The organism is Sphingomonas benefaciens (assembly GCF_052907485.1).
The window spans coordinates 1493899-1516759 of the sequence record NZ_JBREIC010000001.1; the positions used below are offsets into that span (position 1 = coordinate 1493899).

11 protein-coding genes are annotated in these 22861 nt (G+C 69.2%); 6 read left to right on the top strand and 5 right to left on the bottom strand.

The window, feature by feature from the left end:
* The first annotated feature begins 97 nt into the window (after window positions 1-97).
* The 6 genes from ACU5AX_RS07330 (at window position 98) to ACU5AX_RS07355 (ending at window position 13382) form a co-directional block, all read left to right on the top strand.
* Window positions 98-2431, top strand: coding sequence for a beta-N-acetylhexosaminidase (locus ACU5AX_RS07330; protein WP_446690251.1), 2334 nt, complete (start codon window positions 98-100; stop codon window positions 2429-2431).
* On the top strand, window positions 2428-5010 hold the full coding sequence (locus ACU5AX_RS07335) for a beta-mannosidase (protein WP_446690252.1): 2583 nt from the start codon (window positions 2428-2430) through the stop codon (window positions 5008-5010). Before ACU5AX_RS07330 ends, ACU5AX_RS07335 begins: the two co-directional genes overlap by 4 nt.
* Window positions 5007-7550, top strand: coding sequence for a glycoside hydrolase family 3 C-terminal domain-containing protein (locus ACU5AX_RS07340; RefSeq protein ID WP_446690253.1), 2544 nt, complete (start codon window positions 5007-5009; stop codon window positions 7548-7550). Before ACU5AX_RS07335 ends, ACU5AX_RS07340 begins: the two co-directional genes overlap by 4 nt.
* A 5-nt stretch (window positions 7551-7555) precedes the next feature.
* Window positions 7556-8977 carry a glycoside hydrolase family 125 protein gene (locus ACU5AX_RS07345; RefSeq protein ID WP_446690485.1) on the top strand — a complete coding sequence of 474 codons (1422 nt, stop codon included), beginning with the start codon at window positions 7556-7558 and terminating at the stop codon, window positions 8975-8977.
* Between the two features lie 136 nt (window positions 8978-9113).
* Window positions 9114-11429 (top strand): GH92 family glycosyl hydrolase, encoded by a 2316-nt coding sequence (locus ACU5AX_RS07350; protein ID WP_446690254.1) that lies wholly within the window; start codon window positions 9114-9116, stop codon window positions 11427-11429.
* A gap of 45 nt (window positions 11430-11474) precedes the next feature.
* Window positions 11475-13382, top strand: coding sequence for an alpha-L-fucosidase (locus tag ACU5AX_RS07355; RefSeq protein ID WP_446690255.1), 1908 nt, complete (start codon window positions 11475-11477; stop codon window positions 13380-13382).
* A 25-nt stretch (window positions 13383-13407) separates the two neighbouring features.
* On the opposite strand, the gene ACU5AX_RS07360 is transcribed toward ACU5AX_RS07355, so the two are convergent.
* The 5 genes from ACU5AX_RS07360 to ACU5AX_RS07380 form a co-directional block, all read right to left on the bottom strand.
* Entirely contained in the window at window positions 13408-15816 is a 2409-nt protein-coding gene (locus ACU5AX_RS07360) for an FtsX-like permease family protein (protein ID WP_446690256.1), read from the bottom strand.
* A 10-nt stretch (window positions 15817-15826) separates the two neighbouring features.
* Window positions 15827-18238: an ABC transporter permease gene (locus ACU5AX_RS07365; protein ID WP_446690257.1), complete on the bottom strand. Its 2412-nt coding sequence runs from the start codon at window positions 18236-18238 to the stop codon at window positions 15827-15829.
* A gap of 11 nt (window positions 18239-18249) precedes the next feature.
* Window positions 18250-20685, bottom strand: a complete 2436-nt coding sequence (locus tag ACU5AX_RS07370; protein WP_446690258.1) for an ABC transporter permease — start codon at window positions 20683-20685, stop codon at window positions 18250-18252.
* A gap of 123 nt (window positions 20686-20808) precedes the next feature.
* Complete coding sequence (locus tag ACU5AX_RS07375) at window positions 20809-21489, bottom strand: ABC transporter ATP-binding protein (protein ID WP_198351979.1); 681 nt, start codon at window positions 21487-21489, stop codon at window positions 20809-20811.
* Between the two features lie 8 nt (window positions 21490-21497).
* Window positions 21498-22784, bottom strand: coding sequence for an efflux RND transporter periplasmic adaptor subunit (locus tag ACU5AX_RS07380; RefSeq protein WP_446690259.1), 1287 nt, complete (start codon window positions 22782-22784; stop codon window positions 21498-21500).
* Window positions 22785-22861 lie beyond the last annotated feature (77 nt).

Genomic DNA, 22861 nt, shown 5'->3' on the forward strand with positions numbered 1-22861 from the left:
TCATCGCCGGGGCTTTTTTGTGGACCGGGCATGGACGGGCGCCGCCGGGTTCGTCATGGTACCTGACAATACCAAAACCACACCAAGGGAGCCGGTCATGATCCGCCACGCATCGCGTCTCATCGGAACGGCGCTGCTCGGCATCGCCGGTGCGGCAACGGCACAGACCAAGCCGCCGTCGCTGGTGCCGATGCCGCAGAGCGTGACGCCCGCCGCCGGGCGCTTCACCATCATCGACGCAATGCAGGTCGGCACCCCCGCCGGTGACGCCGGCACCGCCGCCGCCGCGCGCTTCCTCCTCGATCAGGTCAAGGCGACGCGCGGGCTGACGCTGCGCTCCGTCGATACCGATGCGCGGATCCGCTTCGTCCGCGATCCTGCGGTCGCCGGAGACGAAGCCTATCGGCTGACCGTGACCGCGCAGCGGATCACCGTCGCCGCCTCGGGCGACCGCGGCCTGATCCACGGCGCCGCAACGCTGGCGCAGCTCGCCAGTCCCGACGCCGCCTTCGGCAAGCCCGCGGTGGTGGCCGGCATGACGATCGCCGATGCGCCGCGCTTCGCCTGGCGCGGGCTGATGGTCGATGTCGCGCGCCACTTTCAGCCGATCGACTTCCTCTACAAGACGGTCGACCGCATGGCCGCGGTGAAGCTCAACACGCTGCACCTGCATCTGACCGACGATCAGGGATGGCGGGTCGAGATCCGCAAATATCCGAAGCTGACCAGCGTCGGCGGCTGGCGCACGCCACCCTCGACCGGCGGTGCCGCTCCGGCCGAGAAGGTCGGCGGCTTCTACACGCAGGAGCAGCTGCGCGGCCTCGTCGCCTATGCCGCGGCGCGCGGCATCACGATCGTGCCCGAGATCGATCTGCCCGGCCACGCCACCGCATTGGTCGCCGCCTATCCGGAACTCGGCATCCTCGGCGACCGGCCGGCGGTCAGCAACCAATGGGGCATCATGCCCTATCTGTTCAATCCGAACCCGCGCGGCATCCAGTTCGTCAAGGATGTGCTTGACGAGCTGATGACGGTCTTTCCCGGCACGTACATCCATCTGGGCGGCGACGAGGCGATCAAGGACCAGTGGCAGCGCAGCCCCGAGGTGCAGGCGCAGATGAAGGCGCTCGGCATCAAGGACGAGAATGCGCTGCAGAGCTGGATGATCGACCAGTTCGGCGGCTATCTCGAAAGCAAGGGCCGGCGGCTGATCGGCTGGGACGAAATCCTGGAGGGCGGTCTGCCGCAATCCGCCTCGGTGATGTCGTGGCGCGGCGAGCAGGGCGGCATCGACGCCGCCAATCAGGGGCATGACGTCGTCATGTCGCCGGGCAATCCGCTCTACCTGAACGGGCTGCAGAGCCGGCGCAGCGACGAGCCGCCGGGCCGGCTCGACATCACGACGCTCGCGCAGGTCTATGCCTATGATCCGCTGCCCAAGGGCATCGCCGCCGACAAGGCGCATCACGTGCTCGGCGCGCAGGGCAATTTGTGGAGCGAGTATATCGTCACGCCGTATCAGATGGAGCATCTGATGTTCCCGCGCGCGGCGGCGGTGGCGGAGATCACCTGGTCGCCGCCGCAGCAGCGCGACTTCGCCGGCTTCCTGCCCCGCGTCGTACGGCAGGCGGATCGCTGGACGAAGAGCGGCGCGCATGTCGCCGACAGCGCCTTCGCCGTCGACTTCGCGCTGACCGGCACGCGGGGCGCGGCGCTGCGCGCCGATACGGTCGGCGTGACGCTGGCGACGCAGGTGCCCTATGGCACGATCCGCTACACGCTCGACGGCCGCGCGCCGACGCTGGCGTCGAAAGTCTATGCCGCGCCGCTGTCGGTGAAGCCCGGCACGGTGGTGACCGCGGTCGCCTTCGCCGACGGCCTGTCGACCGCCGCACCGCGCAGGTTCGACACATCGCGCGCCGCGCTGCTCGCGCGCACCTCATCGGAGATGCAGGCGTGCCCGGCCGGCGCGCTCGGCCTGCGGGTCCCGCTGACCTCGGAATCGACCGCCAACGCGCCGGCATACAACATCAACCTGTTCGACACCTGCACCCTCTACCCCGATGCGCCGCTCGACGTCGCCCGCGGCTATCGTGTCGATGTCGTCCGGCTTGCCCGGCATTATGGCCTGGCGCACGAGGCACGGATGCTGCGCGATCATTACAACGTCTCGGACTTCGGCGAATTGCTGGTGCAGGTCGGCTGCATCGCCGCCGCCAAGGCGCAGGAGGCCGGCGACAAGACCGCGCACCCGATCGCGGCCGGCGCCTTCCCGCTGCCCGATCCGGCGTCGAGCCCGCAGCGCTTCAGCTTCACCGGCACTTTGCCCGCAGGGACCGGCGACCAGGACGTCTGCTTCCAATTCACCTCGCCGCTCGACCAGCCGTTCTACACCGTCGCTGCGGCGCAACTGACCGAGGCGGCGCGATGATCCGACGCCTCGCGCTGGCCCTACTGCTCGCGGGCAGCGCCGTCCCCGCGCTCGCCGCTCCGCGCGACACGCAGACGCTGGGCGGCGCGTGGCAGGTGCGGATCGATCCGGCCGACACCGCCGCGACCAAGGCGCATCCGAAGGAAGCGCGCTGGTTCGCCGCCCGCGTGCCGGGCAGCGTGCAGGAAGACCTGATCCGCGCGCGCCGCGTGCCCGATCCCTTCAAGGGTACCAACGAAGCCGCGATCCAGTGGGTCGGTCTGACCGACTGGCAGTTCCGCCGCACGCTGACCGTCACGCCGGCGATGCTGGCGCACGATCATCTCGACCTCGTCTTCGACGGGCTCGACACCTTCGCCAGCGTCAGCGTCAACGGCACGCGGCTGTTGTCCGCCGACAATGCGCACCGCCTCTGGCGCGCCGATGCCAAGGCGCTGCTCCACGCTGGCGACAATGAGGTGTTGGTCACCATCGCCTCGCCGATCCGCACGCTGCAGCCGATAGTGCTGGCGGAGAAGAACCCGCTTCCCGGCGAATATGACAGCGCGTTCGGCGACGAGCCCAAGGGCAAGCAGACCAGCCCCTATATCCGCAAGCCCAAATACCAATATGGCTGGGACTGGGGCCCCCGCCTGGTCGCCATGGGCATCTGGCGGCCGGCGCGGCTCGAAGGCTGGGACGTCGCGCGGATCGACCGGCTGGGCATCACCCAGGATGCACTGAACGAAGCCGAGGCGCGGCTGACCGCCAACGTCTCGATCGTCGCCGACCGACCGGGGCCGCAGGCCGTCACCGTTACGCTCACCGGGCCCGACGGCACCAGCCAGACCGTCACGCGCACCGCGACCCTCGCGCCCGGCGTCAACGCCGTGCCGATCCCGCTCACCGTCGCGCAGCCACGCCGCTGGCAGCCGGTCGGCTATGGCGCGCAGCCGATCTATACCGCGACCGCGACGATGGGCGACGACCGCGCGACGCGGACGATCGGGCTGCGCACGGTGACGCTGGATCGCAGCGGCGGCGCCTTCGCCCTGTCGGTCAACGGCACGCCGATCTTCGCCAAGGGCGCGAACCTGATCCCGTTCGACAGCTTCCCCGCGCGCGTCGAACCGCGCGAGATGGAAAACCTGCTGGCGTCCGCGCGCGACGCCAACATGAACATGATCCGCGTCTGGGGCGGCGGCTATTATCTCGACGACGCCTTCTACGACCTCGCCGACCGGATGGGGCTGATGGTCTGGCAGGATTTCATGTTCGGCGGTTCGGTGACCCCGCCCGACGCGGCGTTCCGCGCCAGCGTCGCGGCAGAGGCGGACGAGCAGACCGCGCGGCTGGGCAACCATCCGTCGATCGTGATCTGGACGGGCAACAACGAGGTATTATCCGGCTGGGAAAACTGGAGCGACCGCAAGGACTTCAAGAAGGCGGTCGGCGCGGATGCGCAAGAGCGGATCGGCAGCGGCATGGCCGTGCTGTTCGATCGCGTGCTGCGCGATGCGGTGACGCGCAACAGCCCCGGCACCCCCTATATGCCCGGTTCGCCGTCGAGCGGTTATGACGGCCCGGTCGACACCGACGCCAACGGCGACCGGCATTTCTGGGACGTCTGGTCCGGATCGAAGCCGGTCGAGAATTATCTCGACAGCTGCCCGCGCTTCATGAGCGAATACGGCTTCCAGTCGATGCCGACGCTGGAGACGATCCACGACTTCGCCGGCTCGCTGAACGGCCTGACCCCCGACAGCCCGGTGATGAAGGCGCATCAGAAGTTCCTGGCCGGCGAAGGCAATGCGCGGCTGCGCCTGTATCTCGACCAGCGGCTGCGCCCGGCGAAGGATTTCGCCGACTTCGTCTACCTGACCCAGGTCGACCAGGCGCAGGCGATCGGCCTTGCCGCCCGCCATCACCGCGCCTGCCGCCCGGTGACGATGGGGTCGCTGTTCTGGCAGCTCAACGACGTCTGGCCGGCGGTGTCCTGGTCGAGTATCGACCATCTCGGCCGCTGGAAGCTGCTGCAGTACGAGGCGCGGCGGATGTTCGCGCCGCAAGCGATCGTCGCCGAGCACCGGAACGCAGCGACGCGGATCGCTCTCGTCTCCGACGCGCAGCAGCCGATCCCGGCCAAATGGCGCGTCACGGTCCGCGACATGACCGGCAAGATCCTGGCGAGGCGCGAGGCACCGGTCACGCTCGCGCCGCTGAGCGCAACCACCGTCGCCACGCTGCCCGACACCGACCTGTTCGGTGCGGCTGATCCGGCACGGAGCTATGCCGTCGCCGACTTGCTGACGGAAAGCTACGTCCAGGACGGGATGAGCCGGATCGACACGGTCATCAGCCGCACGATCGTCGAGCGGCTGGAGCCCCGCGACATGGCCTATCCCGATCCCGGCCTGACGCTGCGCCGCGACGGAAACGCCCTGACGATCACGGCACGCAATCTCGCCCGCGCAGTGATGCTCGACTTCGGCGAGACCGGGGGCAGCGCGTCCGACAACGGCTTCGACCTGCTGCCCGGCGAAAGCCGCACCGTCACCATTTCCGGACCGACGCCGACGCTGAGGACGCTTGCACGATGATCCTGGCCCTGATCCTCGCCGCCCAGTCCGCCGATCCCGTCGCCGCCGCGGTCGCCAAGATGTCGCCCGAGCAGAAGGCGGCACAATTGCAGAGCACCGCCCCCGCCGATCCCGCCGCCGGTCTGCCCGCCTATGACTGGTGGAACGAGGGGCTGCACGGCCTCGCGCGCAACGGCATCGCCACCGTCTTTCCGCAGGCGATCGGCATGGCGGCAACCTGGGACCCGGCGCTGATCGAGGCGGCGGGCACAATCGTCTCCACTGAGGCGCGCGCGCGGTTCAATGCGCAGCCCGTCTCGGCGGATCGGCGGATCTACCAGGGGCTGACGATCTGGTCCCCCAACATCAACATCTTCCGCGATCCGCGCTGGGGCCGCGGCCAGGAGACGTACGGCGAGGACCCCTATCTGACCGGCACGCTCGGCACCGCCTTCGTGCGTGGCCTGCAGGGCCCGGACCCGGCACATCCGCGCGTCATCGCCACGCCCAAGCATCTCGCCGTGCACAGCGGGCCGGAGGCGGGCCGCGACGGCTTCGACGTCGATCCCTCGCCCCGCGATCTGGTGGAGACCTATCTGCCCGCCTTCCGCCGCGTGGTGACGGAGGGCAAGGCGCAGTCGCTGATGTGTGCCTACAACGCGATCCACGGCACGCCGGTGTGCGCGGCATCGTGGCTGATGAACGACCGGCTGCGCCACGACTGGGGCTTCACGGGCTTCACCGTTTCGGACTGCGACGCGGTCGCCAACATCCATCTGTTCCACCACTATCGGCTCGACAGTGCCGCGGCGGCGGCGGCGGCGGTGCGCGGCGGGACTGATCTCAACTGCGGTACCGCCTATGCGGCGCTGCCCGAGGCGCTGCGCGGTGGACTGGTGACGCCGGCGGAGGTCGACACGGCGCTGATCCGGGCGTTGCGCGCCCGCCGCCAGCTCGGCATCGCCTTCGGCGCGACCAGCCCCTATGCGCGGATTGCGACGGACGAGGTCGACACGCCCGCCCATCGCGCGCTGGCGCTCGACGCGGCGCGCAAGGCGATCGTGCTGCTGCAGAACGACAAGGACCTGCTGCCCCTGAAGCCGGGTAGCAGGATCGCGGTGATCGGCGCCGATGCCGACGATCTTGGCGTGCTGCAGGGCAATTATCACGGCACCGCCGCCGCGCCGGTGACGCCGCTCGCCGGCCTGCGCGCCGCTTTCGGTGCGGACAAGGTGCGCTATGCGCAAGGATCGCTGCTCGCCGACGGTGCCGCGGTGGTGCTGCCGGAAACCGCGCTGCGCAGCGGCGGCCGCCCCGGCCTGTCGGTCGAGTATCGCATCGGCACGTCGGTGATCCGCGACCGGAGCCGCCGCATCGACATCGACCTCGATCGCGCGGCCCCGGCCAGGGGGCTGCCGGCCACCGGCTATGTCGCGCAATGGACCGGCGAGTTCGTGCCGCCGGCGGCGGGGAGCTACCGCCTGGTCTTCGACCAAGCGCAATGCTGGAAGGACTGTAAGACGCATGACAGCGTCCGCGTCACGCTCGGCGGCGCGACCCTGCACGACGGCCCCTTGCCCAAGGGCCGTGTCGAGCTGACCGTCGACAGCGACGGCCGGCCGCAGCCGATCGCCATCACGCTCGACCACAGGAGCGAGGACGAGAGCTTCCGCCTGTCGTGGATGCCGCCGGCCGCACCGCTGATCGCCGAGGCGGTGGCGGCGGCGCAAGCGTCCGACGTCGCGGTGATCGTCGCCGGCCTGTCGCCGGACCTCGAAGGGGAGGCGCTCAGCGTCTCCGTGCCCGGCTTCGTCGGCGGCGACCGGACCGACATCGCCCTGCCCGCACCCCAACGGGCGCTGGTCGAGGCGATCCGCGCGACCGGCAAGCCGGTGGTGATGGTGCTGACCAGCGGCAGCGCGGTGGCGATCGATCCGGCGAGCGCCGACGCGATCCTCGCCGCCTGGTACCCGGGTGAGGCGGGTGGCACCGCGATCGCCGATACGCTGGCCGGGCGGAGCAACCCGGCCGGGCGCCTGCCCGTCACCTTTTACAAGGCGACCGCCGACCTGCCCGCCTTCGTCGATTATGGCATGAAGGAGCGGACCTATCGCTTCTTCACCGGCGCACCGCTGTGGGGTTTCGGCCACGGCCTCAGCTACACGCGCTTCGCCTACGATCCGGTCACCGCGCCGGCGAGCATCGCGGCAGGCGACACGCTGGCGGTCACCGCCACCGTGCGCAACACCGGCGGTCGCGACGGCGAGGAGGTCGTGCAGGCCTATCTGGTCCCACCGGCCAACGGCACGCCCGGCTTCACCGACCCGGTGTTGCAGCGCCAGCTCGTCGGCTACAGCCGCATCGCGGTCAAGCGCGGCGCCACCGCGCGCGTCCGCTTCGCGATCGACCCGCGCCGTCTCAGCATCGTCGACCGTGACGGTCGCCGGCACGTGCAGCCTGGCGCCTATCGCCTCTATATCGGCGGCGGCCAGCCCGGCGACGGGACGGGCATGTGGCACGACTTTACAGTGACGGGGAAGGACTGGGAGCTGCCGAAATGAGCGACATGCGAGTGACCCGCCGCCAGATCCTCGCCGCCGGCGCCGCGACCGTCGCCGCGCCGGCCCTTGCCGGCGCCCCCGCATCCGCCAGCAAGCGCCCCGCCCCCGCCGATCGCCACTTCACCAGCCCGGCGGTGGAGCGCGAGATCGTCCGCATCTCCAAGCAGATCGCCGATCCCAAGCTGCGCTGGATGTTCGGCAATTGCTACCCGAACACGCTCGACACCACGGTGCGCATGGGCGTGGCGAACGGCCAGCCCGACGCCTTCGTCATCACCGGCGACATTCCCTGCCTGTGGCTGCGCGATTCCTCGGCGCAGCTGAAACCCTATCTGCATCTGGTCGCCGAAGACCCGAAGCTCGCCGAGCTGTTCCGCGGGCTGATCGCGCGACAGGCGCGGTCGATCCTGATCGATCCCTACGCCAACGCCTTCATGCAGAATCCTGCCGCGCCGACCAACCTGGCCTGGGCAGCGAAGGACGAGACGGTCATGAAGCCCGGCGTCGCCGAGCGGAAGTGGGAGGTAGATTCGCTCTGCTATCCGATGCGGCTGGCGCACCAATATTGGCAGGCGACGCACGATGCGCGCCCCTTCGACGCGACTTGGGCCGCATCGGTGCGGGCGATCCTGCGCACCTTCCGCGAACAGCAGCGGACGGCGGGTGACGGCCCCTACAGCTTCCGCCGCAACGCGCCGCAGCCGACCGAAACCTTGCTATGGGGTCACGGCAATCCGGTCCGGCCGGTCGGGCTGATCGCCTCCGGCTTTCGGCCGTCGGACGATGCCTGCATCTACCCGTTCCTGATCCCGTCGAACCTGTTCGCGGTGACGGCGCTGCGCGAGATCGCGACGGTGGCGCGCGCCGCGCGTCAGGACGACGCGCTGGCCCGCGATGCGGAAGCGCTGGCGGGCGAGGTCGCCGCCGCGCTGCGCCGTCACGGCACGATGCGCCTGCCCGACGGACGCAAGGTCTGGGCCTATGAGGTCGACGGCTTCGGCAACCAGCTGTTCATGGACGACGCCAACGTGCCGTCGCTGTCCGGCCTTGCCTATCTCGGCTGTGTCGCCCCCGACGACGCCTTGTGGCGCGCGACCGAGGAAGCGGCGTGGAGCACCGCCAACCCATGGTTCTTTCGTGGTCGCGCCGGCGAGGGGATCGGCGGCCCGCACGTCGGGCCGGGTCAGATCTGGCCGATGTCGTTGATCGTCCGGGCGCTGTCGACGCGCGACGCGGGCACCATCCGTACCTGCCTGAAGACGATCCGCGACACTGACGGCGGCACCGGCTTCATCCACGAAACCTTCGACCGCAACGATCCGGCCAAATTCACTCGCGACTGGTTCGCCTGGGCCAACGGCCTGTTCGGCGAATTGGTCGTGCAGATCGCGCGCACGCAGCCGGCGATCCTCCAGGAGACGTTCTGATGGCAGCGTTCCGTCATGCCGGACTTGTTCCGGCATCCACCGCGCCGCGAACAAGCTGGCGGCGATGCTTGCGGGACAGTGGATGCCGGAACAAGTCCGGCATGACGGCCGCGATTCTCTCGATGGAGCCGCACGCATGACCACTTTTACCCGCCGCACGCTGCTCGCCTCCACCGCCGCCGCCACGCTGCCGCTGCCCGCCTTCGCCGCGCGGACGGCGCCGACCGAGCCGAACCTGTTCGTCGGCACCGGCGGGCACGGCCATACCTATCCCGGCCCTTCGCTGCCCTATGGCATGGTGCAGCTCGGCCCCGACACCGACGTCGAACGCTGGGACGCCTGCTCGGGCTATCACCGCAGCGACACGTCGATCATGGGCTTCAGCCACACCCATCTGTCGGGCACCGGCATCGGCGACATGCTCGACGTGCTGCTCGTTCCCACGCGGGGCCCGGTCGAGCTTCTGCCGGGACCGCTGAACGACCCGGACAAGGGGTACCGCCAGCGCTTCCGCGACGAACGCGCCGAGCCCGGCTATTATCGCGTCACGCTGGAAAGCGGCGTGCAGGCCGAACTGACCGTGACGCAGCGCACCGGCTGGCACCGCTACACCTTCCCGGCGGGTGCGGGGCATATCCTTATCGACCTGTCGCACCTGATCCTCGATTCGAGCGACCAGCCGCCGCTGGTCACCGACGCGACGCTAGCGGTCGAGCCGGACGGCACGATCACCGGCGGCCGCACGGTCAACCGCTGGGCGAAGGGCCGCCACATCCGGTTCGCGCTGCAGCTGTCGCGCCGGCCCGACCGCATCACCTTCTACGGCGACGGCGATGCCGAGCAGCCCGCCGGCACGCGACGGATCGCCGGCAACCGGCTGAAGGCGGTGCTGCATTATGACGACGCCGGCAGCGCGCCGATCCTCGCCCGTTGCGGCATTTCCGCGGTCGACGTCGCCGGAGCGCGGGCCAATCTCGCCGCCGAAGCGCCGCATTGGGATTTCGACCGCACCCGCCGCTCGGCGCGCGCCGCCTGGGCGACAGCGCTCGACGTCGTGCAGGTCGAGGGCGGCACCGCCGACCAGCGGACGATCATGGCCTCCGCGCTCTATCATGCGCAGCTGGCGCCGACGCTGTTTTCCGACGTCGACGGCCGCTATGTCGGCATGGACAGAGCGGTGCATCGCCTGCCGGCCGGGCAGGCCGCTTACAGCACCTATTCGCTGTGGGACACCTATCGCGCGCTGCATCCGCTGCTCACCATCGTCGCGCCCGACCATGCCGCCAGCCTCGTTGCCGATCTGATCCGCCAGAGCCAGCAGAGCCCCTATGGCCCGCCGGTCTGGCCGCTGCAGGCGGTCGAGACCGGCTGCATGATCGGCTGGCATTCGGTCTCCGTGCTCGCCGAGGCGCAGGCCAAGGGCATCCCCGGCGACTATGCCGCCGCCTGGCCGGCGATCGCCAAGCGGTCGTTCGACTTCGTTGCGCCCGACCTCGACAACAGCAAGGGCCGCGACCTCTACGACGCCAAGGGCCATGTGCCCGCCGACGCTTGGTTCGAAAGCGTCAGCCGGACGCAGGAATATGCCTATGACGACTGGGCGTCCTCGCATCTCGCCCGCGCCGCGGGCAAGACGGCGGAGGCGGACCGGCTGCTCAAGCGCTCGCGCAACTGGCGCAACGTGATCGACGCCAGCATCGGCTTCGCCCGGCCGCGCTTCGCCGACGGCAGCTGGTGGACGCCCTACGATCCCGTCCAGCTCGGCCACATGCCCAAGCCCTGGTGGCGCGACTATACCGAGGCGAACGGCTGGCAGGCGACCTTCCTCAACCAGCATGACGTCTATGGCCTGATCGACCATATGGGCGGCGATGCGGCGTTCGAGGCGAAGCTCGACGCCCTGTTCACCGCGCCGTCGACGCTGCCGAAGAACGCGCCGCCCGACATCTCCGGGCTGGTCGGCCAATATGCCCATGGCAACGAGCCCGACCACCACGTCGCCTATCTCTACGCCTTCACCGGCGCGGCGTGGAAGACGCAGGCGATGGTGCGCCGGCTGTGCACGGAGATGTACAAGAACGATCCCGACGGCGTCATCGGCAACGACGATTGCGGGCAGATGAGCGCGTGGTTCATCCTCTCCGCGCTCGGCTTCTATCCCGTCGATCCGGTCGAGGCGGTCTATGTCTTCGGTTCGCCCCTGTTCGAGCGTGCGACGATCCGCCTGCCCGGCGCCAAGCGGCTGGTGATCGACGCGCCGGGCAACCGCGCCGACACGCCCTATGTCACCGCCATCCGCCGCAACGGCCGGCCGTGGAGCAAGAACTGGATCAGCCACGCCGAGCTGATGCAGGGCGGCACGCTGACCTTCACGATGAGCGCGACGCCCGACCCGGCCTTCGGCCGCGCCGCTGCGGACCGCCCGCCCTCCAACGGCCGCCGGGCGACCTAGCTTGCCGTCATTCCAGCAACCCGTAATTCCGAGCGGAGCCGCCGCATGACCGACCTGACCCGCCGCACGATGATCGCCGCCGGCCTTGCCGCCGGCGCCACGCCCGCCTTCGCGGCGACGCCCACCGCAGCGCCTAAGCCCTGGGGCGCGACGCCCTCGGCGCGCCAGCTCGCCTGGCACCGGCGCGAACGCTATGCCTTCATCCATTTCTCGATCAACACCTTCACCGATCGCGAATGGGGCTATGGCGACGAAAGCCCCGCCCTGTTCAACCCGACCGACTTCGACCCCGACCAGATCGTCGGCGCGGCCAAGGCGGGCGGCCTGACCGGCATCGTGCTGACCGCCAAGCATCACGACGGCTTCTGCCTGTGGCCGACGTTGCTGACCGAACATTGCATCCGCAACAGCCCCTACAAGCACGGCAAGGGCGACATCGTCGGCGAGATGGAACGCGCCGCGCGCCGCGCCGGCCTGTCCTTCGGGCTCTATCTGTCGCCGTGGGACCGCAACCATCCCGAATACGGCCGGCCCGCCTATGTCGACTATTATCGCAAGCAGATCGTCGAGCTCTGCACCCGCTACGGCGAATTGTTCGAATTCTGGTTCGACGGCGCCAACGGCGGCGACGGCTATTACGGCGGCGCCCGCGAGACGCGGCAGATCGACGCGCCGAAATACTATAATTGGCCGTCGATCATCGCGCTCGTCCACCAGCATCAGCCGATGGCCTGCACCTTCGACCCGCTCGGCAGCGACATCCGCTGGGTCGGCAACGAGGACGGCATCGCCGGCGATCCGTGTTGGCCGACCATGCCCGACCACCCCTATGTCCAGGCGGAAGGCAACAGCGGCGTGCGCGGCGCGCCCCTGTGGTGGCCGGCGGAGACCAACACGTCGATCCGCCCCGGCTGGTTCTACCATGCCGACGAGGATGCGAAGGTGAAGAGCCCCGCCCGGCTCGTCCAATTCTTCGACGAATCGGTGGCGCGCGGCACCAACATGCACCTCAACCTGCCGCCCGACCGGCGCGGCCGCATTGCCGATCACGACGTCGCGGTACTAAGAAGCTTCGGCGACGCGATCCGCGCCAGCTTCGCGACCGATCTGGCCCAAGGTGCGGTGGCCAGCGCCAGCGCGACACGCGGGCCCGCCTTCGCCCCAGCCAAGGTGCTCGACGGCAACCGCGACACCTATTGGTCGACGCCAGATACGGTCACTACCCCGACGCTGACGCTCGACGTGCCGCCGGGCCGCCCCTTCGACCTGATCCGCATCCGCGAGCATCTGCCGCTGGGCGTGCGCGTCACCCGCTTCGCGGTGGAGGCGGAGGTCGGCGGCACCTGGCAGCGGCTGGCGACGCACGCCTGCATCGGCGCGCAGCGGATCATCCGCCTGCCCGCCCCGGTCAGCGCACGGCGTGTGCGACTGGTGATCCTCGAAGCCCCCGCCTGCCCGGCGATCAGTGAGTTCGCGCTGTTCCGCAGCGTCGCCCCCGTGCCCGTCGCGCCCCCCAAATCGAGCGACCCGACGGTTCTGTCGCCACGCGGCTGGACCGTCGTCGCCGCCAGCGCGCCGGGGGCGGAGGCCCTGCTCGACATCGACGGTTCGACCGTCTGGAGCCTCCCTGCGCCGTCCGCCGCCTCGCCCGCCAGCGTCACGCTCGACACCGGCAAAGCGCAGACGATCGCCGGCTTCAGCCTGACCCCCTGGCGCCATCCGACGCCCGACGCCGCGCCGCCGCGCGGCTATCGCGTCGAGACCAGCGGCGACGGGCGGCACTGGACGCCCGCCGGCGAGGGCGAATTTCCCAACATCGCCTACGCGCTGTCGACCCAGCGCATCGCCTTCGCTGCGCCTGTGCAGGCGCGCTTTCTGCGCCTGACGTTCACCGCCGTCGCCAAACCGGCGGCCAAGCTGGCGATCGCCGATCTGGGCGCGTTCACGCGGTAAATTCTCCACGCCTATGGGAAGGGCGTTACTCGTATCGCAGCGCCCGCGCCGGTTCGGCGCGGGCAACGCGCCACGCCTGCCCCGCCACCGTCGCCGCGGCGATCGCGACGGCGGCGACGCCGGCCAAGACGAAGAACGCCGGCGAGAGCGCGATCCGGTCGGCGAAGGCCGCCAACCACTGCCGCATCGCATAGAAGGCGATCGGCGCGGCAAGCACCGTGCCCAGCACCACCGGCCGCAGGAACTGCCCGATCAGCAGCCGCAACACCTCGGCGGTCGAGGCGCCCAGCGTCTTCCTGATCCCGATCTCCTTGACCCGCCGCGCCGTATCGAACGATGCGAGGCCGTACAGGCCGATGCACGCGATGATCACCGCCAGCACCGCGCCCATGGTGAACAACCGCATCCGCTGCGCGTCGGCACGGAGGAATTCGTCGTAACGCGCCTGCTCCACCGTCTTGGCGTCGAACGGCACGGTCGGTGCGAGCCGGCGCCAGACGCCCTCGATGTTCGACAGCGTCGCCGCGGTGGCGCCGGTGTAGCGGACAAACCCCGTTGCACTGTCCGGCGGCTCGTGCCGCCAGATGTACATCATCGCATCCTCGCCGTTCCTCGGCCCGTTGAAACGCAAGTCGTCGATCACGCCGACGATCTGCGAGTGTCGGTCGTTCTTCGCGATCATCTTGCCCGCCGCCTTCTCCGGCGCGCCGAGGCCCAGTTTCCGCACCGCCGCCGCGTTCAAGATGACGTTGCTGAAGCTGATCGCGCCCGCATGCATGTTGTGACTGCTATCGTCGGTGGCGAAGCGCGGGTCGAAGTCACGCCCGGCGATCAGCCGCGCACCGATCAGCCGCAGGAAGCCGTCGCCGACCTGCGTGAAGTTCATCGACAAACTTTCCCCGGCGCCCGTGCCGGTCTTGACGGTGCGCATCATGAACACCCCGCCGGCGGGCGTGAAGCTGCTGTGCGACACCGCCGTCACCCCCGGCAGGTGACCGATCGCCTCGAGCAGCCGCAACCGCCGGCCAGGATCCAGCGCGGTGTCGCCCAAGGACGGGATCAGCAGCAGCCCGCGCTGATCGAACCCGAGGTCAGCCGAACGAACGTGGTGGGTCTGCGCGATCAGGATCGCCGTGCCGGTCCCCAGCGCGGCGGCGATGGTGAATTGCAGGACCACCAGCGCCTGACGCAATCGGGTTCCGGCGCGGCCACCGCCCGGTGCGCGCGCCGATGCGAGCACGGCAGCGGCCCGGAACCGCGACAGCAACAGCGCCGGATACAGGCCGGCGAGCATGCCCGCCCCGATCACCGTCGATGCCAGCGGCAACAGGATCGACTCTGCCCCGCCATACCGGATGGCCAGCGACGTGCCGCCAGCGGCATTGATCAGCGGCAATGCCAATTCGGCAAGCGCGAGGCCGATGATGCCTGCCAGGGCGGTGGCGGCGATCGACTCCCCCAGGAACTGCGCCACCAGCATCCGCCGCGTCGCGCCCAGCACTTTGCGCATCGCCACCTCGCGCGCGCGCAACCCGGCACGCGCGGTGGCAAGGTTGACGTAATTGACCAGCGCGATCAGCAGCGTGACGACACCGATCACGCCCAACGTGGTCACCACCGTCTTGGCGGACGTCTCGCGCAGATGCACCGCCGACATCGGCACGAGGGTCAGCGTCGCCTTCATCCCCTCCATCGTTTCCCGCAGCGGATGGCGGCGGATGAAGGCAGGCAGATCCGCCTCCAGCCGCTGCGCCGCCGCGGCATCGGGCAGCTGCAACAGCACGGTCGCATCGCCGAACCCCCAATTGTCTTTGGTCGGGTCGACGGGCGCGATGGGGATGAAGATGTCCGCCTTGAAATCGGTGTCCGGTGGCAGATCGCGCAGCACTGCGGCAACGACGACGTCGACGGGCTTGCCGCCGGACGTAACCGTCAATGTCCGCCCGACCGCGTTGACACTGCCGCCAAAGTTGGTGCGGGCCACGGTTTCGGTGATCGCAGCCTTTCCAGGCATCATCATCGCCTGCGCCGGGTCACCCGCGACCGCCGGATAGGGCAGCAGGCGGAAGAATGCGGGATCGACTCGCATCATCCGTTCCGCCACCGCGCCGCGGCCATTGCGTATGCTGACGCTTTCGGCTGTGAACCGGGTGCCACGGATATCCGGCCGCTCGCCGCGCAGCAGCGACAGGAAGGAGTGGGCCGTGCTGTCGTTGTCGAAACCGGTCGGGAAATCGCGGAAGGCGACCTTGCTGTGCACCATCCACAGCCGGTCGCTGCCGGGGACCCAGCGGCCGTAGCCCGTCTCGAACCGGACGAACAGGAACAGCACCAGGAACACCGCGATGCCGAGCGCCAGCCCGCCGATGTTGAGCACCGCGTACAGCCGGTGCCGGGCAAGGGATCGATAGAGCGAGGTCAGGATAGACGGCATGATGCGCTCCCTATTCGTAGCGCAGCGCGCGGGCGGGTTCGGCGCGGGCGACCCGCCACGCCTGGGCGAAGATGGTGGCGGTGGCGATGACGATCGCGACCAGCGCGACGCCGATGAAGAACAGCGGTGACAGCCCGATGCGGTCGTCGAACCCGCTCAGCCAGCGCCGCATCGCGAGAAAGGCGATTGGCCAGGCGATGATGTTGGCGAGTACGACGGGGCGCATGAACTGGCCGATCAGCAGGCGCAGCACGTCCGCGGTGGACGCGCCCAGCGTCTTGCGGATGCCGATCTCCTTGATCCGCCGCGCGGTATCGAAGGCGGCGAGGCCGTACAGCCCGATGCAGCCGATCAGCACCGCCAGCACCGCACCGATGGTGAACAGGTTGGCCCGCTGCGCGTCCTGCTTGTAATATTCGTTGTACAGATTCTCCTCGACGCTGCGCCCCTTGAACGGGATGGTCGGCACCAGTCGCTTCCACGTCGCTTCGGCAAGGTCGCGGAACTTCGCCGGATCGCCCTGGTAGCGGATGGTCGCATAGGGGCTGGCAAACGGCTTGCTCGAGTAACGGTACTCGACCCCGCCGACGCGCTCGCGGGGCCCGCGGAAGCGCAGATCGTCGACCACACCGATGATCGTCATCAGGCCATTGCCGTCGAGCGACTGGCCGACCGCCGCCGCCGGGCTGGCGAAACCGAGGTCGATCGCCGCGCTACGATTGATGACGACGTTATGGGGCGTCGTGCTGCCCTTCTGGCGCAGTGCCACATCATCGGCGGGGTGGGCCCGGTCGAACAGCCGGCCGGCGATCAACCGCCCGCCAAAGGTACGGAAATACTCGTCGCCCACTACGACATCCATGATCGACCGTCCGCGGCTGCGGTCCTGACCGGCGCGGAAGATGGTCGAATTGTTGGTCGTCATCTGGCTACCCGGCGTGTTCTGGCCGGAGGTGACGGCGACCACCCCCGGCAGGGCGGCGAAGGCGCGCAGCAGGGACGCCTTCTGGCTGTCGTCGACCCAGGCGTACTTCTTCAGGATGAACAGGCCGTCGCGCTGGAAGCCGAGGTCGGCGGCACGGACATGCGCCGCCTGCGCCAGCATCGTCGCGGTGCTGATGCCGAAGGCGATGGCGATGGCGAACTGGCCGACGACCAGCGCCGCGCGCAGGCGCGCGCCCGCCCGGCCGCCGCCCGGCGCACGCGCCGAGGCGAGCACCGCGGCCGGGCGGAAGCGGGTGAGGACGATGGCGGGATAGATGCCGGCGATCGCGCCGACGATCAGCACCAGCAGGATGAGCGGTGGCAGGATCGATCCCGCCCCCAGATAGGTGATCGACAGCGTCATCCCGCCGATCGCATTGACCAGCGGCAGCGACAGCTCCGCGACCGCCAGCCCGATCAGCGCGGCCAGCGCGACGGTCGCCACCGCCTCCAGCGTGAACTGGCGCATCAGCGCGCTGCGCGTGCCGCCCAGCACCTTGCGCACCGCCACCTCGCGGGCGCGGAGGCCTGCCCGCGCCGTCGCCAGATTGACGTAATTGACGATCGCGATCAGCAGGGTCAGCACGCCGACGATACCCAATGTCGTCACCGCGGTCCGGTCCGCCGGATCGTACAGATGGTTGTCGACCAGCGGGCGCAGCGTCTGCTGCCACTGACCCTTCTTGATGTTGCCGTCGGGGAAGACGCGCCGATCGGCGAAGCGTGCCAGCTCGCCCTCCAACGCCTTGGCCGCGCCCGCATCCGGGAAACGGACCAGCGTCATCAGCGACGTGCTGCCCCAATGGTCGAACCATTCATTGGCGAAACGGGCGCGGACCAGCGGCACGTAGATGTCGGCCGGGAAACTGACGTCGTTGCGCATGTCGGCGATCACCGCGCCGACCCGATAGGTATATTCCTTGTTGTCGCCGATCGTGATCGCCAGCGACCGGCCGATTGCCGGTTCGGTCCCGAAATATTTTCTGGCGATCGCCTGCGTGATCACCGCCGTGTCGGGATCGGCCAGCGCCTTGGTCGGGTCGCCGCTGATCGCCGGAAAGCGCAGCAGCGAGAAGTAATTGGGGTCGACGACGGTCAGATGTTCGTCGGTGACGTTGCTGCCCTGGCGGACGGTGGCGTTCTGCTCCCAATAGCGGGTGCCAACCAGCGTCGGATAATCGGCGCGCAGATAGTCCAGCTGCGCGCCCATCGTGAACGGGCTCGCCTCTTCCGGATAGCCCGGCATGAAATAGCGTTCCTGCAGGACGTAGAGCTTGTCCGCGCCGGGGATCGCGCGGTCGTACCCCGTCTCGAACCGGACGAACAGGAACAGCACCAGGAACACCGCGATGCCGAGCGCCAGCCCGCCGATGTTGAGCACCGCGTACAGCCGGTGGCGGACGAGGGATCGGTAGAGCGAGAGGACGGCCGACTGCATGATGTGCGATCCTATTCGTAGCGCAGCGCGCGGGCGGGTTCGGCGCGGGCGACCCGCCACGCCTGGGCGAAGATCGTCGCAGTGGCGATGACGACCGCGACCAGCGCGACGCCGATGAAGAACAGTGGCGACAGCGCGATGCGGTCGTCGAACCCGCTCAGCCAGCGGCGCATCGCGAGAAAGGCGATCGGCCAGGCGATGATGTTGGCGAGTACCACGGGGCGCATGAACTGGCCGATCAGCAGGCGCAGCACGTCCGCGGTGGACGCGCCCAGCGTCTTGCGGATGCCGATCTCCTTGATCCGCCGCGCGGTGTCGAAGGCGGCGAGGCCGTAGAGGCCGATGCAGCCGATCAGCACCGCCAGCACCGCGCCGATCGTGAACAGGTTCGCCCGCTGCGCGTCCTGCTTATACCAGCTGTCGTACAGGCTGGTCTGCGCGGTGACGGCGTCGAACGGAACGGCGGGCACGATCTGCTTCCAGCGCGCTTCCAGCGCCGCGATCACCGCCTGGGCATCGACGCCGCGATAACGGACGATCGTCATCATCGGCCAGTCGGCATTGTCACCCCAAAGGTACAGTGTCGGCCGCATCGGCTCGCGCGGCGATTCGAACCGCATGTCGGCGATGACACCGATGATGCGCGCGCTGCCCAGCCCGTCGATCATCTTGCCGATCGCCGCAGCAGGTGTCGCATAGCCGAGCTTCTGCGCTGCGGTGGCATTGACGACGACGTTGGTGACATGGCCGGCGACCGAGGCCTTGGGCTCGTAGCGCCAGTTGCTGTCGTCCTCGCCACGCCTGGGGTCGAACAGGCGACCGGCGAGAAGATGCGCACCCGCCGTGTGGAAATAGCCTTCGCCGGTATCGACGATCGAAATCTGTACCTTGCGCTGTGGATCGTCGGTCGGCACCGCCGTGGTCGTATTGGTGGTGCTCTGCCGCCCCGGTGCGTTGAGGCCTAGTGCCGCCGATACGACGCCGGGACTGTTGCGAAGCGCTGTCAGCACCTCGCGCCGCTGGCCGAGCGACAGGCCGTCGTCGGCCGTGGATTTGACGACGATCATGCCGTCGCGGCGAAAGCCCAAATCGGTCTTGGCAAGATGGTCGGTCTGCGCCAGCATCACCGCGGTCGCGATGCCGAAGACGATCGCCGTGGCAAACTGTACGATCACCAATATGGCGCGCAGCCGCGACCCGGATCGTCCGCCGCCGGGCGTGCGCGCAGAGGCCAGCACCGCCGCCGGGCGATAACCGGACAGCGACAATGCGGGATACAGGCCGGCGAGCACGCCCACCGTGACGACGAGCATGGCGAGCGGCGGCAGAATGCCATCGCGACCCCAATAGCGGATGGTCAGCGTCGTCCCGCCCACCATGTTGACCAATGGCAGGGCGAGCTCGGCAAGCGCGAGTCCGATCAACGCAGCCAGGGCGACGGTGGCGATCGCCTCGCCGATAAACTGCGCGATCAGCATCGTCCGCGTGCCGCCGAGCACCTTGCGCACCGCCACTTCGCGCGCGCGCAGGCCGGACCGTGCGGTGGCGAGATTGATATAGTTGATGATGGCGATGATCAGTGTCAGCACACCGACGCCGCCCAGCGTCCGCACGATCGTCCGGTCGCCGGGATCGCTGAGGTGCAAGTCGGCGAGGGGCGTGACGAATTGGCGGTATTGGCCCCTGGGTATGTTTCCGCTCGGATAGGCATGCCGTTCCACGAAGCCCTTCAGCCGCTGGTCGAAGGCCTGTGCGGCGGCGGGATCGGCGAAGCGCACGATGGTGTGCAGCGACGTACTGCCCCAATGGTCGAAGAACTGGTCGGCGAAGCGGGCTCGCACCATCGGCACGTAGAGGGGGGACGTGAAACTGACGTTTCGCGGCGGATCGCGCAGCACCGCTCCGACGCGATACACATGATCCTTCTTTCCGATCGCCAGGGTCAACGTGTGGCCAAGTGCCGACTGCTCGCCGAAATATTTGTGTGCTGCGGTTTGCGTGACCACCAGTCCGTCGGGATCACGCAGCGTCCGGTCGGCATCGCCCTCGACGGTCTCGAACGGGAACAGGCGGAAGAAGCCGGGATCGACGATCGTCATCGTCTCGTTGGACACCGCATTGCCTTGCCGGATCGTCGTGCCGCTCGGCTGGACGCGGGTGCCGATCACATCGGGAAAGTCACCGCGCAGCAGGTCGAGCTCGCCGCCCATCGTGTAGCTGTTCGGCTCCGCCGGGGCGCCCGGCCGATCATATTCCTCGTTGACGACGTACAGCCGCTCCCAGCCGGGCAACACGCGATCGTAGCCGGTCTCGAACCGCACATAGAGGAACAGCACCAGGAACACGGCGATGCCGAGGGCCAGCCCGCCCACGTTGAGCAACGCGAACAGGCGATGACGGATCAGCGAGCGATAGAAGCTGAGCAACGCGGAAGCCGATGCGGTCACCGGGCCCCTCCCTTCAGGCGACGGGCTTCGTCTGCGCGGCGACGCGCAGCACCAGCAGCAGGACGAGGACGAGCAGCACGACGACGAGACCGTGGCCGCCCGCGCGGGGGGCGCGGCGCAGCATCACGCCGCCAGCCGTGCGGAGGCGAGGATGCGGCCGTCGAGCATGTGGACGGTGCGCTTGGCGATGTCGGCATGCGCGGGGCTGTGCGTGACCATCACGATCGTCGCGCCTTCCGCGTTCAGCTGCTGCAGGATCTCCATCACCTGCGCACCGTTGGCGGTGTCGAGGTTGCCGGTCGGCTCATCCGCCAGGATCAGCCGCGGTTCGCCGACGATTGCGCGGGCGATCGCCGCGCGCTGCTGCTGACCGCCCGACAATTGGTGCGGATGGTGGCGCTGGCGGTGGGCGATGCCGACGCGGTCCATCGCCGCGGCGATCCGCTCCTTCTTCTCGCGCGCCGGCATCGACCGATAGGCGAGGCCGAGCGCGACATTCTCCGCGATGGTCAGCTCGTCGATCAGGTTGAAGCTCTGGAACACGAAGCCGAGCCGGTCGCGGCGCAGCTTCGCCAGCTCCGCTTCGGGGGCTTTGGCGATATCTTCGCCCTCGAACAGATAGCGGCCGCCGCTCGGCCGGTCGATCGTGCCGAGGATGTTGAGCAGCGTCGATTTGCCGCAGCCCGACGGGCCCATGATGGCGACGAATTCGCCCCGTTCGACGTGCAGGTCGATGCCGCCCAAGGCGGTGGTCTCGACCTCGTCGGAGGCGTAGGTGCGGCTGACGTCCTGAAGCTGGATCATGGCGGTTCCTATCGAATGATCAGGGTCTGGTAGGGGGCGTAGGTGGCAAGCGGGGTGGTCACGATACGGTCGCCGGGGGCGAGGCCGCCGGTCACCTCGACCTGGTCGGGATTGCGGCGTCCGGTCTGGATCGCGCGGCGCACCGCGCGGCCGTCGCCCTCCATCACGAAGGCGGTGGTGCCGCCGGCATCGAGCCAGCCCCCCGCGGGCGCGACGATCGCCGGCCGGTCGGCGCCGAGGACGAGACGGGTGTCGAGCGTCTGGCCGCGGTTGAGTCCCGCCGGCACCGCGCCGTCGAAGCCGAGTTCGACGCGGAACCGGCCCTCGGTGACCTGCGGCAGGATGCGGATGACGTGCAGCGGATAGCTCCTGCCGTCGAGATCGGCCCGCGCGGTCAGCCCGGTGCGGACGCGGCCGAGGTAGAATTGGTCGACGTCGGCGACCAGCTTCCACTGCCCCTCCGAATCGATCTGGCCGACGGGATCGCCGGGCTTGATCATCTGCCCCGGCTGGATGGTGAAGGCGGTCAGCCGCCCGCCGACCGGCGCGCGCAGCGTCAGCGCGGCAAGGCTGGCGCGCACCATCGCCAGGCTCTCGCGCAGCTCGCGCCCCGTCGCGGCGATGCCCTGCGACTGGTCGGCGAGCGTGCCGTTCGCCTGCGCCTGCCCGCTCGCCAGCGCGGCAACGCGGCTCTTCTGATAGGCCACCTCCTCGCGCAGCGGATCGATCGCGGCGGCGGTGACGAAACCCTTGTCGAACAGGACCTGCTTCTGGCGCAGCGCCGCCTCCGCCTTGGACAAAGCGTTGCGCGCATCGGCGAGGTCGCGCGCCGAATCCTGCCGCGTCCGCTGCATCGACAGTTCCGCGCCGCTGTTGGCGCTGAGCTGGCCGACGATGCTCGCCGAGCGGCTGGCGACGTCGAGTTCCAGGCTGGGGTTGGACAGCCGGGCCAGCGGCGCGCCGGCGGCGACCATCGACCCGTCGGTCGCGATCAGCTCCGCGACCGATCCGCCCTGGACCGCGCCGACGAACACGGTGCGCAGCGGCGCGACCTCGGCCCTGAGCGGCACGAAGTCGCGAAAGGCCTCGCGCGTGACGGTGCCGGTGCGGATCATCTGCGCGTCGACCGCCAGGCTGTTGCCCCCCGGCATCAGCCACCACAGTGCGAGCGCACCGACCAGCACCGCCACGCCGATCGCGACGCGGACGATCAGCTTGCGCCGCTTGCGGCCCGGCCGTTCGATCCGCCGGTCCATGCCCGCGCCGCTGATCGTGGAAGTGGGTGTATCGATCATGCGTTCAGTGTAGCCCGGACACTGTCCGCGCACCTAAGCTGCTGAAGTTATCTGCTTTTCCACAAAGCGCTGGCCAG